Consider the following 13,052-nt stretch of genomic DNA (forward strand, 5'->3'; position numbering starts at 1 on the left):
CTCAGGACTCCTTCCGAAAGCGCTTTAGCACAATGGGCAGCGCCGACAGGGCTGCCAGCCCCAACAGCGGCCCCAAGACATGCGGTGCGAAAATGATCGACAAGTCGGGCGTGCCCCCCGTGGCAAAGACTTCGCCCAGACCTGCGCCGATCGACGTAAACACCAAGCCACCGGGAATGATCCCGACAAAAGTTGTTATCGCAAAGCGCCACAGAGAGGTGCCAACAAAGGCTGGAAGCAGGTTCGCAATGAAAAAGGGAACCGCGGGCACCAGACGCATGATCAATAACGCCGACCATTCGTTTTCCCTCAAGGCTGATTGCAGACGCGCGGCGGCACCGCCTTTTTCCTCGATACGGGCCGCGACATCGGCCCCGAATCCCGCGCGAGCCGCAAGAAATACCGCTACTGCGCCGACGGTCGCTGCGACCACATTGTAAAGCGTGCCGGGGAAAAGCCCGAAAAGAAATCCGCCAGTCAGTGTGGCGATGGTTGCGCCCGGCAGGCTGAAGGCCACGATCACCACATAGCTAAGAACAAAGACCAAACTGGCCAATGTGAAGTTCGCATCCCGAAACGCCAGAAGCGCCTCGCGATGTTGTGACAAGGCATCAAATGACAGCTGATCTCTCAGTGTGAAGGCTCCTAGAATCGCGCCACCGACGATCAGAAGGATCGGCAAACGTCTGACCCAATTGGGATTTGGTTTCTTTGCGGTTGTCATTTGTGCCTCTTTGTATCGGCCCAAGATGACCGAGCCGATCAAAGTGCGATAGGGCGGGTCACGCCCGCTTGATCCGGAACCTTTGTAGCGTGTACGGAATGTCGGGAATTGAAACATTTCCCGGCCGTTTTCGGAGAATGACGGTCGAAATGTTGCAGTAAAACCGCCCTTTTTGGGGTGATCTGCCGTTGACTTGCCGCCGAACGACCCGTAAAGGACGGGCTTCAAGTTCCCTGCCCTCGAATCCTTCGGGGTTCGGGCAAGATGTCTGATGGAGAGCCGCGATGAAGCGCACATATCAACCGTCGAACCTGGTTCGCAAGCGCCGCCATGGGTTCCGCTCGCGCATGGCCACCAAAGGTGGTCGTCTGGTGCTGGCTGCCCGCCGCGCCAAGGGCCGCAAGCGCCTGTCGGCCTAATTCCTTTGGTCCTTCGGGGCCGAGCGGATTTTGAAAGACATGACGCCGCCAGAGGAAACGGGCCAAGGCATTACCGCCGAAGCGCCCGTCGCGCCTCTGGCGGTTTCGCTTTGCCTGAAAACCCTGAAAACCAGGCCCGAATTCCTGCGCGCTGCTTCCGCGCGCCGACAGGGGACAGGCGGTTTTCTGGTGCAGGCTCGCTTTCGCAATGACGAAAGTCCCACGGTTCAGGCGGGTTTCACCGCATCCAAGAAGATCGGAAATGCCGTCGCCCGCAACCGCGCGAAAAGACGGCTGAGGGAAGTGGCGCGCGCCGTCCTGCCTAGGCTTGGACAACCCGGCTGGGACTATGTTCTGGTGGCACGCCCTGCTGCCACCATCAGCCGGCCCTTCGCAGATTTATTGAACGATCTTGAGACGGCCCTGCGCCAGATTCACAAGGGGCAGCCATGACGCCCTTGGCCCGCATCGTGGCATTGCCCGTGCAGGCTTACCGGCTACTCTTTTCGCCTTGGGTAGGCCATGGATGTCGGTATCAGCCAACCTGCTCCGTCTACGCCCTAGAGGCGTTAGAGCGGCATGGAGGCCTGAAAGGCGGCTATCTGATGGTTCATCGCCTTTGCCGCTGCCACCCTTGGGGTGGGCATGGCTATGACCCGGTGCCGGGGGCTGACCCCCAGCACGACCTAGACAAGCGTGGCGATGACTGAGCGAAGGGTCTCGATCCCATCGCCTTTTTCCGAGCTGGTGACGATGATTTCCGGGAAGGCCGCCGGGTGTTTTGCCAAGGCGCCCTGCACCTGTGCTATGGTCGCCTCGCGCGTGGCCTTGTTCACCTTGTCGGCTTTGGTCAGCACCACCTGAAAGGTCACAGCCGAACGGTCCAAAAGCGTCAGGATCTCATCATCAACGGATTTAACCCCGTGCCGCATGTCAATCAGCACGAAAGCGCGGCGCAGGGTCTGCCGCCCTTGCAGGTAGTTCTTCAAAAGCGCTTGCCACTTGGCAACGATAGCGACGGGTGCCTCGGCATAGCCATAGCCCGGAAGGTCGACCAGATAGCGTTCTTCGCCCAAGGTAAAGAAGTTGATTTCTTGCGTCCGCCCTGGTGTGTTCGATGCGCGGGCAAGGTTCTTGCGGCCTGTCAGGGCATTGATCAGGCTGGATTTGCCCACGTTTGAACGCCCGGCAAAGCAGACTTCCACCCGGTCAGCCGGGGGAAGGCCAGACATCGCAACAACGCCTTTCAAGAAATCGACAGGGCCTGCGAACAAAAGACGGCCTTTTTCGCGGCTGAACTCATCCGGGTCTTCGGCCAAGGGGAATTGCATGGTCATAGGATCGTCACCTCATCGCCCTGGGCGATATTTCCGGATTTCGTGACCAAGGCGTATACGCCAAAGTCCTGATGGCCATAATGTTGTTCAAGCGCGCCTAGCGTATCTGCGTCCGCACGTCCCGTCTTGGGGTTAACCGTGGTAGCCTTGCACCGTGTGATGCGCTCCTGCACCTCTAGTACAGCTTCGCCAATGCGAACCGATTTGCCGACCAGATCAAATTCTTCCCATGGCGACATGCAATCCAGCCACAGGTTGCCGCGCCACCGGTGGATCGACAAGTCTTGGCCAAGATGTTGTCCAAGCGCGCGGTTCGAGGAATGGTTCAAAAGCGCGACAAAGGGCGAAGGAGTGTCCGACATAGGCTGCCCCGGAACGCGGCCAACGCGTGCGGGCGCAGGACGGTCAGTGGACCACAGGGGTCGCAGCCAATCAATCAACCGCTGACCATCATGATCCGGAGAGAGCTTAATCTCTCCCGCCCGCGGGTGGGTCAGGGTGACCGTCTCTTCCGCCTCATCCAGCCTTGCCTGAATTGCCATCAACTCCGGCCCGGCAACGCCGCGCAGAAAGTTCATTTTTGGCTGCCAGCTCGTCAACTCGGCAAACTTCGCCGCCTCATGGATAACGGCCCATTCCCGATCAAAGGGCAAAGCGCGCCCCTTTGTCAGGGACGCGCTTGCCAATTCCTCAAAGCCCACGGACTTAATCGGATGGCGAACAATCTGCGCCAGCCGTATCATTTTTTCTTTTTCGATTTGTCCGCAACAGCAACAGCTTCCTTCTTCTTGAAGCCAGATTTGATGTTGCCGAAAATGTCAGGCTTATGCCCGTGGCTGCGCATGATGGCATATTGCTGGACGAAAGTGATGATGTTGTTGGTGATCCAGTACAGAACCAGACCCGATGCGAACCCACCCAGCATGAACATGAAAATCCACGGCATCCAGGCAAAGACCTGCTGCTGAACCGGATCGGTTGGGGCCGGATTCAGTTTCTGCTGCAGCCACATCGTGATGCCCAGAAGGATCGGCAGAACACCGATGAAGATCAGGGCAAGGATGCTGCCAGCCGCAGGCGCATCCCACGGAAGCAGGCCGAAGAAGTTGAAGATCGACGAAGTGTCTGGCGCGCTGAGGTCATTCAGCCAGCCAAAGAACGGCGCATGGCGCAGTTCGATGGTGACGAAGATCACTTTGTAGAGCGAGAAGAAGATCGGAATCTGGATCAGGATCGGCAGGCAGCCCGCAGCCGGGTTTACCTTCTTGTCCTTGTAAAGCTTCATCATCTCGCGCTGAAGCATCTGCTTGTCTTCGCCCGCGCGCTCTTTCAGCGCCTCCATTTCGGGCTGAAGCTCTTTCATGCGCGCCATGCTGACATAGGATTTGTAAGCCAGCGGCAGAACGAGCAGCTTCAAGACGAAGGTCAGCGCGATAATGGCCAAGCCCATGTTGCCGATGGCACCGTGCAGCCAGTGCAGGACCGAGAAGATCGGCTTTGTCAGGAAGAAGAACCAACCCCAGTCGATCACATCCTCAAAACCAGCAATCGGCTGGCCGGCCCCGCCGACGGCACCCTCATTTTGGTAGGCTTGGATGGTTTCCCACTCTTTTGCCCCTGCAAAGATGCGCGTCGAATTGGTGACCGAAGCCCCCGGAGCAACTGCGACAACCGGCTGGCGCGTTTCGGTCTGATAGATATCCGACGTCGGCACATATTTGGTGACGGACGTGAAGGGCTTGCCTTGTTCTGGAACAAGGATTGTCATCCAATACTTGCTGGAAAAACCAATCCAGCCGTCGGTCTGCGCATCAACCACCTCGGCCAGTCCGCCCTCACGATCAACCTGCGGCAGGTCGGCCACGTCTTTGTACTTCGTCTCGGTCAGCGTGCCATCAGCGCGTGCAACCACACCTTCGTGGCTGACAAAGAAATTCTCCAGGTTCGTTGGCATTCCGTGCTGGGCAATGATGCCATAGGGGAAAAGACGTGCCTCGGCAGAGCCAGTGTTGGTGACCGTATCGGTCACCGTAAACATGAAGGCGTCATCAACGGCGATTTCACGGATGAAATCCAGCCCCTTGCCATTGGACCACGACAGCTTCACAGGATTGCCGGGCGAAAGCGTTCCCCCACCAGCAGGCTTCCATTCTGTGTTGGCGCCCGGAACATCTGCGAATTCCAGAGATCCGGCCGGACCCCACCCTTGCAGGGCATAATAGGCATTCTCTTGGCCAACCGGCGAAAGCAGGCGGACGATGCCCGAGTTATCCTCGATCGTCTGGGTGTAGGATTTCAGCTCAAGATCATCGAGACGTGCGCCAAGAAGCGAGATCGACCCTTTGAGTTCGGGGGTGTCGATGGTGAGGCGGGGGGCCTGAGCGGCCGGCGTCGGTGCCGCTTCGGCCGTGGCTGTTTCGGCTGCTGGCGCAGTCACCGGAGAGGTGACATCGCTTGCCGTAACGGCCGGCGCATTCGGATCAAGCACTGGTTCTGGGGGTGGGAACAGCACGAACCAGACCATGATGACCGCGAGGGACAGCACGGTTGCGAGAATGAGGTTCTTGTTCTGATCTTCCATCGAAGGCTACCGCCGGTGTTGTTCTGGTCAGCGGTGGTTCAACAGAAGGGGGCAGCAAAGGTCAAGCGGTTTTAGGGGAAAAACAGGAGGAAAGGCCCTTGGCCGCAGGACGAAACGATTATCCAGAGCGCGGTGATCGGCCGATGGTGCGCGGAATGCTGTAATTCGCTTCCGTTCGTTCAATCCAGCCAAAGGTTTCTTCCAAAGCCATCGGACGAGCAATCCCAAAGCCTTGCAAATAGGTGCAGCCAAGTTGAGACAGAATTCCATGCTCTGCGGGGGTCTCCACACCCTCGGCGACGGTCTGCAACTCTAATTGCTCACACAGCAGCAAGATACCTGCGACGATCTTCTTTTGTTCAGGATCGGTGTCGACATGCGTCACAAAACTACGATCAATCTTGACCCGGCGAATCGAAAATCGCCTGATATTGGCAATCGAAGCCTGCCCTGTGCCAAAGTCATCTAGGTCGATGCCGAACCCCAAACGAGACAGAGAGGTAAGATTGGCGACAATCAGGTCATCGCTTGATTTGGCCGCGACCGTTTCGAGGACTTCTATGATCAGGCGCGACGGATCCACACCGAACCGATTCACTTCCCACTCCAACCTTTCACCCAGATTGGGGGAGCGAAGTTCGGCCGCGGAAAGGTTGATTGAAACTCGCGGCACGTCGAACCCTGCATGGTCCCACCGAACCAAAGCAGATAGTGCGCCTTGCAGGATAACTTCGCCCAGTTTTTCAGATAGCCCGACATCCTCGATAACGGGCAGGAAATCTGCAGGTGAAATCACGCCACGCTCGGGATGATGCCAGCGCGCCAAGGCTTCAAAGCCCGAAATGCGGCCCGTATCTGCGCAAATCTGGGGTTGGAACCAGGGCCTGATCTGGCCGTCTTCCAGAGCCTTTTCGACGCCAGCCCTTAACTCGGACCGGTCAGCTCGTCTGCGCGCCATGTCGGGAAGATAGGATCGAATTGCACCGGGCCCATGAAACAAAGCCTCATCCGCAGCAGCCCGTGCGGCGTCCAAGAGGGTGCGCCCCAAAGGGGCGGGCGACCGTTCTGCCAAGCAAAACCCAACTGAGAGCGAGGGGTGTAGAGTCAGGTCATCGACGATCAACGGCACAATCGCGGCCGCCCGAAGCCGGGACGCCAATTGAATGGCCGTTTCAAGATCAAATCGGCGAACTGGATTAAGCCCCACAGCCAGACTGCCATCCCCAAGACGCACGACCAAGTCACCGCTTCGTAAGGCCGCCGACAGCCTTTCAGCCGTTCGCACAACAACCCGATCTCGCAAACTTGCGCCGTGCTGATCGAACTGACGGGCCTGGTCATCGAAACTCACGACAAAGCAGGCAGTCTTCTGACCGGAAACTGGCAAATCCCTTAGAATTGGATCCAGAAATGCCACCAACTCTGCCTCTGCCCCAAACCCGTTGTCTTGCTGTGCAGCGGAGGGGGCATTTGGCACGAAAGAGAAGACGATCCAAAGTGCAGGCGAAAGGACAGAGAGCGCGATAAGGGCAGGTTCACCGGCAAGCCAATAGGCAAAAAGTGAAAGTGCCGGCAGGAGCAGAAGTATCTCGCCCCTGCCATTTCCGGGAACGTTCTTTGCCGAGCCTATGCCAAATCGCGTCATCCCGCCACCCAAGGTCGTCAGATCACGAAGGACGCTAAGTCTCAGCCTTGATCGAAGTCTTAATCCTCACTCTTAAGTTGCGGAGGATTTTCACCAGTTTCGATCAATCCACGCATCAAGGACGCGAAATCAAAGATCCCCGGATCGGCCAGATGCGACGGGCGCACATTCTTCAAAGAGCGAAACATAACCTGCCTGCGGCCCGGAGTGCGCGTTTCCCATTCATCCAAAAGCTTTTTGACTTGCGCACGCTGCAAGCCTTCTTGGCTGCCGCAGAGGTCGCAGGGGATGATTGGGTAGTTCATAGATCTCGCAAATTTTTCGCAATCAGCTTCTGATACGAAGGCTAGAGGGCGAGCGACGAACAGGTCTCCATCCTCATTCAGCAAGCGTGGCGGCATGGTGGCCAGCCGTCCTCCGTGAAAAAGGTTCATGAAGAAGGTTTCCAGCAGATCATCACGGTGATGGCCCAGAACCACTGTCGAGCAACCCTCTTCCCGTGCAATCCGATAAAGGTTGCCGCGACGCAGCCGGGAGCAGAGGGAACACATCGTTCCGCCCGGCTTGATCTTGTCGACCACCACTGAATAGGTGTCCTGATATTCGATCCGGTGTTCGACGCCCATCTTTGTAAGGAACTCGGGCAAGACGGTCGCAGGAAAACCCGGCTGGCCCTGATCAAGATTGCAGGCAAGAAGGTCGACGGGCAGAAGGCCACGCCATTTCAATTCATGCAGAACAGCGAGCAAAGTGTAGCTGTCTTTTCCGCCAGAAAGGCAGACCAGCCAGCGATCCCCGGGCACAGCCATCCCATAGGTCTCGATAGCCTCTCGCGCTTGTTGCACCAAACGCTTTCGCAACTTGCGAAACTCCAGCCCTTTGGGGGCCCCGTAAAAGAGCGGGTGAATGTCGTCGGCGTCATCTAGCATGCTCAATCCTCTGGCGTGGGGTGCTTATGCCAGAAGCCGCGGCTCTGCAAAAGTCTGCATTCTTGCGCCCGAATGCACAGCGATGAAGGGGATTCCTGACCTGATGGGTGATGCAATTTAGGGTAGAGTGAACGCGCAGCCAAAAAATCTGGGGGTCGCCATGGACTATATCTTTTGTGCACGCGGTGTCTCGTCGGGGGCATTTGCCCCCCGCCCGGGGCCAACCAAGTTTCTGGAAGTCCCACCGGGGGCCACGACGTTATCGCCTGCCTTGGCGATCCCACGACGGGATTGGTTCGACCGGGTCGTTGCGCTTGCCGAAACGCGTCGCAGCTTCCAAGGAACACCCTATGGCGATGTATTGATCTACATCCACGGCTTCAACACCTCGCAAGCGACGGTCCTTGAACGACACCGATTGATCCGGAATGGACTAGAGTCTTTGGGCTACCAAGGCGCAGTCATCAGCTTTGACTGGCCAAGTGCGGACTCGGCTTTGAACTATCTGGATGACCGAACCGACGCCAAACTTACCGCGCTTCGCCTGGTTGGCGACGCGATCGGGCCTCTTTCACGCTACATTCAGCAAGGGTGCGAAATTTCCACCCACGTTTTGGCACATTCGATGGGGGCCTATGTCCTGCGGGAGGCGCTGGACGATGCTGATGACCGCCGTGAAATCGCTGCAACGGGCTGGACCCTGAACCAAGTGATGATCTGCTCGGGTGACGTTTCCGCCGACTCTATGGGGACGACGGCCAAAAGCTCATCGCTTTATCGTCGCTCGGTACGTCTGACGAATTACCAAAACCCTTACGACTCGGTGCTTTCGATTTCCAACGTGAAGCGTGTTGGCGTGTCGCCGCGTGTCGGACGCATCGGTTTGCCCGCATCGGCTCCGCGCAAAGCCGTGAATGTTGACGTCGGCCTATACTATCAGCAGTTTCACGGTGACTTCGTCGGGGCCTTTCCTGACCACAACTTTTACTTTCAATCTGCGCAGTTCCTAAGAGACGTCTACCTCACCCTTTTGGGGGAGATAGACAGAGAGTCGATTCCGACCCGAATTTCACGGGACGGTAGACTTTACCTTCGTCCCGAACGTTAAACGTGCTGCGCCCCGTTCACTTCGATCTCGGTTCCCGAAATGTAACTTGATTGATCCGAACACAGGAACCAGATCGCATCGGCAACTTCCTTGGGCTGACCTAGGCGGCGCATCGGCAGCTGTTCCACGATCTTTTCGGTGCCAGGCGACAAGATCGACGTTTCGATTTCACCGGGGGCAATAGCATTGACCCGAACCCCCATTGGCCCAAAATCATGCGCCATCTCTCGCGTCAACGCGGCAAGGGCGGCCTTCGAGGTTGCATAGGCTGCTCCGGCGAAAGGGTGGACCCGGCTACCCGCGATTGAGGTTACGTTTACGACCGCCCCTTTCGCGGCAGAGAGTTCAGACATAAGGCCACGGGCCAAGACAATCGACGCGAAAAAGTTGACGTGGAACACCTGCCCCCAAGTGCGCAAGTCCGTTTCAAGGGTATTCAAACGCTTCCCGCCCTCGCCCTTTGGGCTGATGCCGGCATTGTTGACCAAGGCGTGGACCTTGCCATTGACCTTGGCCTTGATCGTCTCGATGGCAGCAATCGTCTTGTCCGGGCTGGCTAGGTCAATCTGAATGTGGTTTTCTTCGCCACCCGGCCAAGGACATCTTGGATCAAACGGCTGCCTTGAACAGGTCAGCACCCGCCAACCTTCAGAAGAGAAACGCTTAACCGTCGCGTGACCGATTCCCCGGCTTGCGCCAGTAAGGACAAGGGTTTTTTGTTCGCTCATCGAAATCTCCAAGGGCAACGCAGCTAATCCTTACTCTTCCGGTCGGGAAAGACAAGGCGGGCCAAATTCCTTGGCATAGGGGAACGACTGCTCTATCAAGGCCCCGAACCCGGAGGTCCCCTATGAAGCAGCAGACCCTGACCATGCAAGATGCCATCAACACCGCGAAAATGTTGTCCGAAGCCCTTCCCTATCTTCAGCGCTATTCTGGTGCTGTTGTCGTGGTGAAATTTGGCGGGAACGCTATGGGCGACGATGATGCAATGGCAGAGTTCGCAAGGGACATTGTCTTGATGCGTCAGGTCGGCGTGAACCCCGTTGTGGTGCATGGCGGCGGACCGATGATCAACGAAATGCTGAACAAATTGGGGATCAAGTCCGAATTCGTACGCGGCAAGCGTGTAACGGATAAAGCGACCGTTCAGGTCGTCGAAATGATCCTCTCGGGTTTAGTCAACAAACGCATTGTCCAGGCGATCATGGATGCGGGCGGACGGGCTGTCGGGATTTCCGGCAAGGACGATGACTTGATGGTTTGCGAGGCGGATGACCCGGAATTGGGTTTTGTTGGCCGGCCAATCGAAATGAACGTTCAAGTTTTGCGCGATCTTTACAACGCCGGCATCATTCCCGTTATCGCGCCTGTCGGCACTGGCATGGCCGACAATGAAACCTTCAACGTCAATGGCGATACCGCTGCTGGCGCCATCGCAGGAGCACTTCAGGCCGACCGACTGCTGCTTTTGACCGACGTTCCTGGGGTGAAGGGAGCAGACGGGTCGGTCATGACTCAAATCACTCCCGAAGAAATCCGGCAGATGACTGCAGACGGCATCATTTCAGGCGGGATGATCCCAAAGACAGAAACCGCACTTATGGCGCTGGAAAAAGGCACACGGGCTGTCACCATTCTGGATGGAAAAGTTCCGAACGCCTGTCTCCTTGAACTCTTTACAGATCATGGGGCGGGTTCACAGATCCGTTCAACCGCTCCTCGCGTTAAGCCGCACGTCAAACGCTGACCGCAGGAACGGTCCGCGACATAGAAATTTCTGGACGCAGACAGAGCAAACCGCCATATTCCGAAACATGAATTTGTTTGTTTCGGAATCTGCTCTGCGTCTTGGGGTCTTCGTGGGCCTTTTCCTGCTGTTTGCGGGACTAGAAACCTTGGCGCCTCGTCGGAAGCGATCGTTTCCCAGACGAACGCGCTGGACCACACATTTCGTAATCACCCTGCTAAACACGCTTACGCTTCGAATTGTGGCGATTGCTTTGCCGCTTCTGGCGATCGGGGCCGCTCTTGATGCCGCTGCTTTGGGCGTGGGATTGTTCAACTGGTTGACCTTGCCTGCCTGGTTTGAAGCAATTGCAGCAGTGATCGTCTTTGATCTGGCCATATGGGCGCAGCATCTGCTCAGCCACAAGGTTCCATTGTTCTGGCGATTTCATCGGATGCATCATGCCGATCCAGATCTAGATGTGACGACGGCTATTCGTTTCCATCCGATCGAAATTGCCACGTCTATGGTATTGAAGATTGGCTTGGTTTATTTGCTTGGCCCCTCAATCTGGGCAGTCCTTTTTTTTGAAATTCTGTTGAACGGTACTGCCTTGTTCAACCATGCAAATCTCAGGCTTCCTCCTCGGCTTGATGCGGCTTTGCGCCTGATACTTGTTACCCCCGACATGCACCGTGTTCATCACTCGGTCGAAAGAGCAGAACACGATAGCAACTATGGCTTTGCTCTTTCGATTTGGGATCGTGTATTCGGGACTTACACGGCGCAACCCTTAGCCGGCCATGACGGGATGGAGATCGGACTTCAATGGCGGGACCAGAGCCCAACAAGACTGATATGGAGCCTAAAGCTTCCGTTCCTGCGTTCAAAGCGGCCCTAGAAAGAGAATTGGCAGCGCACAATTTGACTGTCTTGGGTGGTTTTCAGCCCGAAGTTGGCGACGCTTTGCCAGACTGGGCCAGAACGGTGCTTCTTATTGGGCCAGCGGAGCCGGGTTTTTGGGCGCATTTCACAGGGCAACAAGAGTGGCAAGACGGCACACCAGACCCAATCGACCGCTGGTCGAGGCGCGTGTTGGACGAAATTGCAGACAAGTTTGATGGACAGGCGGTCTTTCCGTTTGGCGCTGCGCCCTATCATCCATTTTACAGTTGGGCTCTTCGTACTGGGCAAGTGTGGCGCAGCCCCGTTCAGTTGCTGGTTCACGCAAAACAGGGTCTGATGGTCAGCTTTCGGGGCGCACTGGTTTTGAAGGAGGTGATCCACTCGACTTCGTCAAAGATACCATGTCTAGATTGCTCCCAACCATGCCTTAGCGCGTGTCCGGCCAAAGCCCTTACGCAACAAGCATATGACGTTCCGAAATGTCACCTTTTCTTGGATACGGCGTCCGGAGAAGAATGCCTGTCTGCTGGCTGCCATGTTCGACGCGCTTGCCCGGTGTCACAGGCCTATGCAAGACTTCCCGAACAGTCGGCCTATCACATGAGCCGATTCCACAGGGCGGAATAACCGCCCGAGAAAACTGGGGAGTGGGAATGAAAAGGCTGATCCTGACGCGGCATGCGAAATCAAGCTGGGATGACCCGCTGACCCCCGATCATGACCGCCCCTTGAATGAACGGGGAAAGGCTGCCGCCGCTGATCTCGGGCAGTGGCTGGCCAGTCGGGGTTATGTGCCGGATCTGGTCCTTTGTTCCGATTCCTTGCGAACACGCAAGACCTTTTCTGGCATTGCCCCAGCTCTACCAGGGGCGCCGGAACTGGAATTGAAGCCAGCCCTATACCACGCAGGGGCCGATGTCATGCTGGCCGTTCTGCGGCATGCGAAAGGTGATGTGGTCATGATGATCGGCCACAATCCCGGCATAGCCGATTTCGCGGCTAAATTGGTTGCCAAAGCCCCGGCAAATCCGGAATTCATGCGCTATCCGACCGGCGCAACGCTGGTCGCCGACTTCGCCGTCGAGGACTGGAAGGATGTAACCTTCGGCTCTGGCACGGTTGACGACTTCATCATCCCGCGCGAGATCGTCGCCTGATCTTGGTTTAGTCATAGGCGGGCATTTGACTTTCCAGCCAGCCTGCCAGTGCGGGAAGATCAACGAAGGGCAGTCCCTTTGCCATTATCTTCTCGGCATTGTCCATACCGACCTGCTTGAACCCTTTTGGAAGGCGGTTCTGCGTCATGGGCGCAGAGTCGTGCCCATCTGTCTTTAACGCCAGAAAACCAGGGGCCGCCCAACCCAGAAATGCTGGAAAGCGACACTGCGACCCAAAGTGACCAAAACGGTAAATCGTTTTGTCTGGGCGCTCTATCAAGGCGGTCGCCCCCAACGAATGAATTGGTTGATCGACTATGATCGCAGCGAAGGTAAAAGGAGATTCTCAAGCGTCCATGGTCGCTGTTCTACGCGGTCCGGCGCATATAGTGACGCAGCCAATTCCGCACGCTTTGCGTTCTCCTCACCCAGAGGCGCATCCCGCCACGCGGCCCAATCGCCCCGACCCAGAAACGAAAACCGGCACAGGCCAATGATCGGAATGCTCAATGCTGCA

16 protein-coding genes are annotated in these 13,052 nt (G+C 56.8%); 7 read left to right on the top strand and 9 right to left on the bottom strand.

The window, feature by feature from the left end:
- Position 1: 1 nt before the first annotated feature.
- Positions 2-724, bottom strand: a complete 723-nt coding sequence (locus tag ACSBLW_RS10330) for a TVP38/TMEM64 family protein (protein ID WP_435260089.1) — start codon at positions 722-724, stop codon at positions 2-4.
- A 284-nt stretch (positions 725-1,008) separates the two neighbouring features.
- Between ACSBLW_RS10330 and rpmH the strand changes: the two genes are divergently transcribed.
- The 3 genes from rpmH to yidD are packed head-to-tail and all read left to right on the top strand — an operon-like array spanning position 1,009 to position 1,853.
- Positions 1,009-1,143 (top strand): 50S ribosomal protein L34, encoded by a 135-nt coding sequence (rpmH, locus tag ACSBLW_RS10335; protein WP_435256547.1) that lies wholly within the window; start codon positions 1,009-1,011, stop codon positions 1,141-1,143.
- Positions 1,144-1,182: 39 nt separating this feature from the next.
- On the top strand, positions 1,183-1,596 hold the full coding sequence (gene rnpA / locus ACSBLW_RS10340; protein ID WP_435256548.1) for a ribonuclease P protein component: 414 nt from the start codon (positions 1,183-1,185) through the stop codon (positions 1,594-1,596).
- Positions 1,593-1,853, top strand: a complete 261-nt coding sequence (gene yidD / locus ACSBLW_RS10345; RefSeq protein WP_435256549.1) for a membrane protein insertion efficiency factor YidD — start codon at positions 1,593-1,595, stop codon at positions 1,851-1,853. Before rnpA ends, yidD begins: the two co-directional genes overlap by 4 nt.
- Here the strand turns inward: yidD and yihA are convergent.
- The 5 genes from yihA to ttcA form a co-directional block, all read right to left on the bottom strand.
- Entirely contained in the window at positions 1,830-2,480 is a 651-nt protein-coding gene (gene yihA, locus ACSBLW_RS10350; protein ID WP_435256550.1) for a ribosome biogenesis GTP-binding protein YihA/YsxC, read from the bottom strand. The two genes, yidD and yihA, sit on opposite strands and share 24 nt — an antisense overlap.
- Positions 2,477-3,223: an MOSC domain-containing protein gene (locus ACSBLW_RS10355; RefSeq protein ID WP_435256551.1), complete on the bottom strand. Its 747-nt coding sequence runs from the start codon at positions 3,221-3,223 to the stop codon at positions 2,477-2,479. The genes yihA and ACSBLW_RS10355 overlap by 4 nt, the downstream gene beginning before the upstream one ends.
- A complete protein-coding gene (yidC, locus tag ACSBLW_RS10360) occupies positions 3,220-5,061 on the bottom strand; it encodes a membrane protein insertase YidC (protein WP_435256552.1) in 1,842 nt (613 codons plus the stop codon). The genes ACSBLW_RS10355 and yidC overlap by 4 nt, the downstream gene beginning before the upstream one ends.
- Before the next feature lie 118 nt (positions 5,062-5,179).
- Positions 5,180-6,706 carry an EAL domain-containing protein gene (locus ACSBLW_RS10365; RefSeq protein WP_435256553.1) on the bottom strand — a complete coding sequence of 509 codons (1,527 nt, stop codon included), beginning with the start codon at positions 6,704-6,706 and terminating at the stop codon, positions 5,180-5,182.
- Positions 6,707-6,765: 59 nt separating this feature from the next.
- Entirely contained in the window at positions 6,766-7,635 is an 870-nt protein-coding gene (gene ttcA, locus ACSBLW_RS10370) for a tRNA 2-thiocytidine(32) synthetase TtcA (protein WP_435256554.1), read from the bottom strand.
- 160 nt (positions 7,636-7,795) lie between these two features.
- On the opposite strand from ttcA, the gene ACSBLW_RS10375 reads away from it, so the two are divergent.
- Positions 7,796-8,743, top strand: a complete 948-nt coding sequence (locus ACSBLW_RS10375) for an alpha/beta hydrolase (RefSeq protein ID WP_435256555.1) — start codon at positions 7,796-7,798, stop codon at positions 8,741-8,743.
- Here the strand turns inward: ACSBLW_RS10375 and ACSBLW_RS10380 are convergent.
- On the bottom strand, positions 8,740-9,471 hold the full coding sequence (locus ACSBLW_RS10380; protein WP_435256556.1) for an SDR family oxidoreductase: 732 nt from the start codon (positions 9,469-9,471) through the stop codon (positions 8,740-8,742). The two genes, ACSBLW_RS10375 and ACSBLW_RS10380, sit on opposite strands and share 4 nt — an antisense overlap.
- A gap of 143 nt (positions 9,472-9,614) precedes the next feature.
- Between ACSBLW_RS10380 and argB the strand changes: the two genes are divergently transcribed.
- The 3 genes from argB to ACSBLW_RS10395 all read left to right on the top strand — a co-directional run bounded on the left by argB (position 9,615) and on the right by ACSBLW_RS10395 (position 12,535).
- Positions 9,615-10,493, top strand: a complete 879-nt coding sequence (argB, locus tag ACSBLW_RS10385; RefSeq protein WP_435260090.1) for an acetylglutamate kinase — start codon at positions 9,615-9,617, stop codon at positions 10,491-10,493.
- A gap of 67 nt (positions 10,494-10,560) precedes the next feature.
- Positions 10,561-11,373, top strand: a complete 813-nt coding sequence (locus tag ACSBLW_RS10390) for a sterol desaturase family protein (RefSeq protein WP_435256557.1) — start codon at positions 10,561-10,563, stop codon at positions 11,371-11,373.
- Positions 11,374-12,031: 658 nt separating this feature from the next.
- Positions 12,032-12,535, top strand: a complete 504-nt coding sequence (locus tag ACSBLW_RS10395) for a SixA phosphatase family protein (RefSeq protein WP_435256558.1) — start codon at positions 12,032-12,034, stop codon at positions 12,533-12,535.
- 7 nt (positions 12,536-12,542) lie between these two features.
- Here ACSBLW_RS10395 and ACSBLW_RS10400 read toward each other — a convergent pair whose 3' ends face one another.
- Complete coding sequence (locus ACSBLW_RS10400; protein ID WP_435256559.1) at positions 12,543-12,683, bottom strand: hypothetical protein; 141 nt, start codon at positions 12,681-12,683, stop codon at positions 12,543-12,545.
- Positions 12,684-12,850: 167 nt separating this feature from the next.
- Entirely contained in the window at positions 12,851-13,045 is a 195-nt protein-coding gene (locus ACSBLW_RS10405) for a glycosyltransferase (RefSeq protein ID WP_435256560.1), read from the bottom strand.
- Positions 13,046-13,052: the final 7 nt, after the last annotated feature.

Source organism: Thioclava sp. FR2 (genome assembly GCF_051200875.1).
GTDB lineage: Bacteria > Pseudomonadota > Alphaproteobacteria > Rhodobacterales > Rhodobacteraceae > Pseudotabrizicola.

Coding starts and splice junctions, on each gene's coding strand:
- yihA (WP_435256550.1), bottom strand. CDS start 2,480: ATGACCATGCAATTCCCCTTGGCCGAAGACCCGGATGAGTTCAGCCGC.
- argB (WP_435260090.1), top strand. CDS start 9,615: ATGCAAGATGCCATCAACACCGCGAAAATGTTGTCCGAAGCCCTTCCC.
- ACSBLW_RS10390 (WP_435256557.1), top strand. CDS start 10,561: ATGAATTTGTTTGTTTCGGAATCTGCTCTGCGTCTTGGGGTCTTCGTG.
- ACSBLW_RS10375 (WP_435256555.1), top strand. CDS start 7,796: ATGGACTATATCTTTTGTGCACGCGGTGTCTCGTCGGGGGCATTTGCC.
- yidD (WP_435256549.1), top strand. CDS start 1,593: ATGACGCCCTTGGCCCGCATCGTGGCATTGCCCGTGCAGGCTTACCGG.
- ACSBLW_RS10380 (WP_435256556.1), bottom strand. CDS start 9,471: ATGAGCGAACAAAAAACCCTTGTCCTTACTGGCGCAAGCCGGGGAATC.
- ACSBLW_RS10355 (WP_435256551.1), bottom strand. CDS start 3,223: ATGATACGGCTGGCGCAGATTGTTCGCCATCCGATTAAGTCCGTGGGC.
- rpmH (WP_435256547.1), top strand. CDS start 1,009: ATGAAGCGCACATATCAACCGTCGAACCTGGTTCGCAAGCGCCGCCAT.
- ACSBLW_RS10330 (WP_435260089.1), bottom strand. CDS start 724: ATGACAACCGCAAAGAAACCAAATCCCAATTGGGTCAGACGTTTGCCG.
- ACSBLW_RS10400 (WP_435256559.1), bottom strand. CDS start 12,683: ATGACGCAGAACCGCCTTCCAAAAGGGTTCAAGCAGGTCGGTATGGAC.
- ttcA (WP_435256554.1), bottom strand. CDS start 7,635: ATGCTAGATGACGCCGACGACATTCACCCGCTCTTTTACGGGGCCCCC.
- rnpA (WP_435256548.1), top strand. CDS start 1,183: ATGACGCCGCCAGAGGAAACGGGCCAAGGCATTACCGCCGAAGCGCCC.
- ACSBLW_RS10395 (WP_435256558.1), top strand. CDS start 12,032: ATGAAAAGGCTGATCCTGACGCGGCATGCGAAATCAAGCTGGGATGAC.
- ACSBLW_RS10365 (WP_435256553.1), bottom strand. CDS start 6,706: ATGACGCGATTTGGCATAGGCTCGGCAAAGAACGTTCCCGGAAATGGC.
- yidC (WP_435256552.1), bottom strand. CDS start 5,061: ATGGAAGATCAGAACAAGAACCTCATTCTCGCAACCGTGCTGTCCCTC.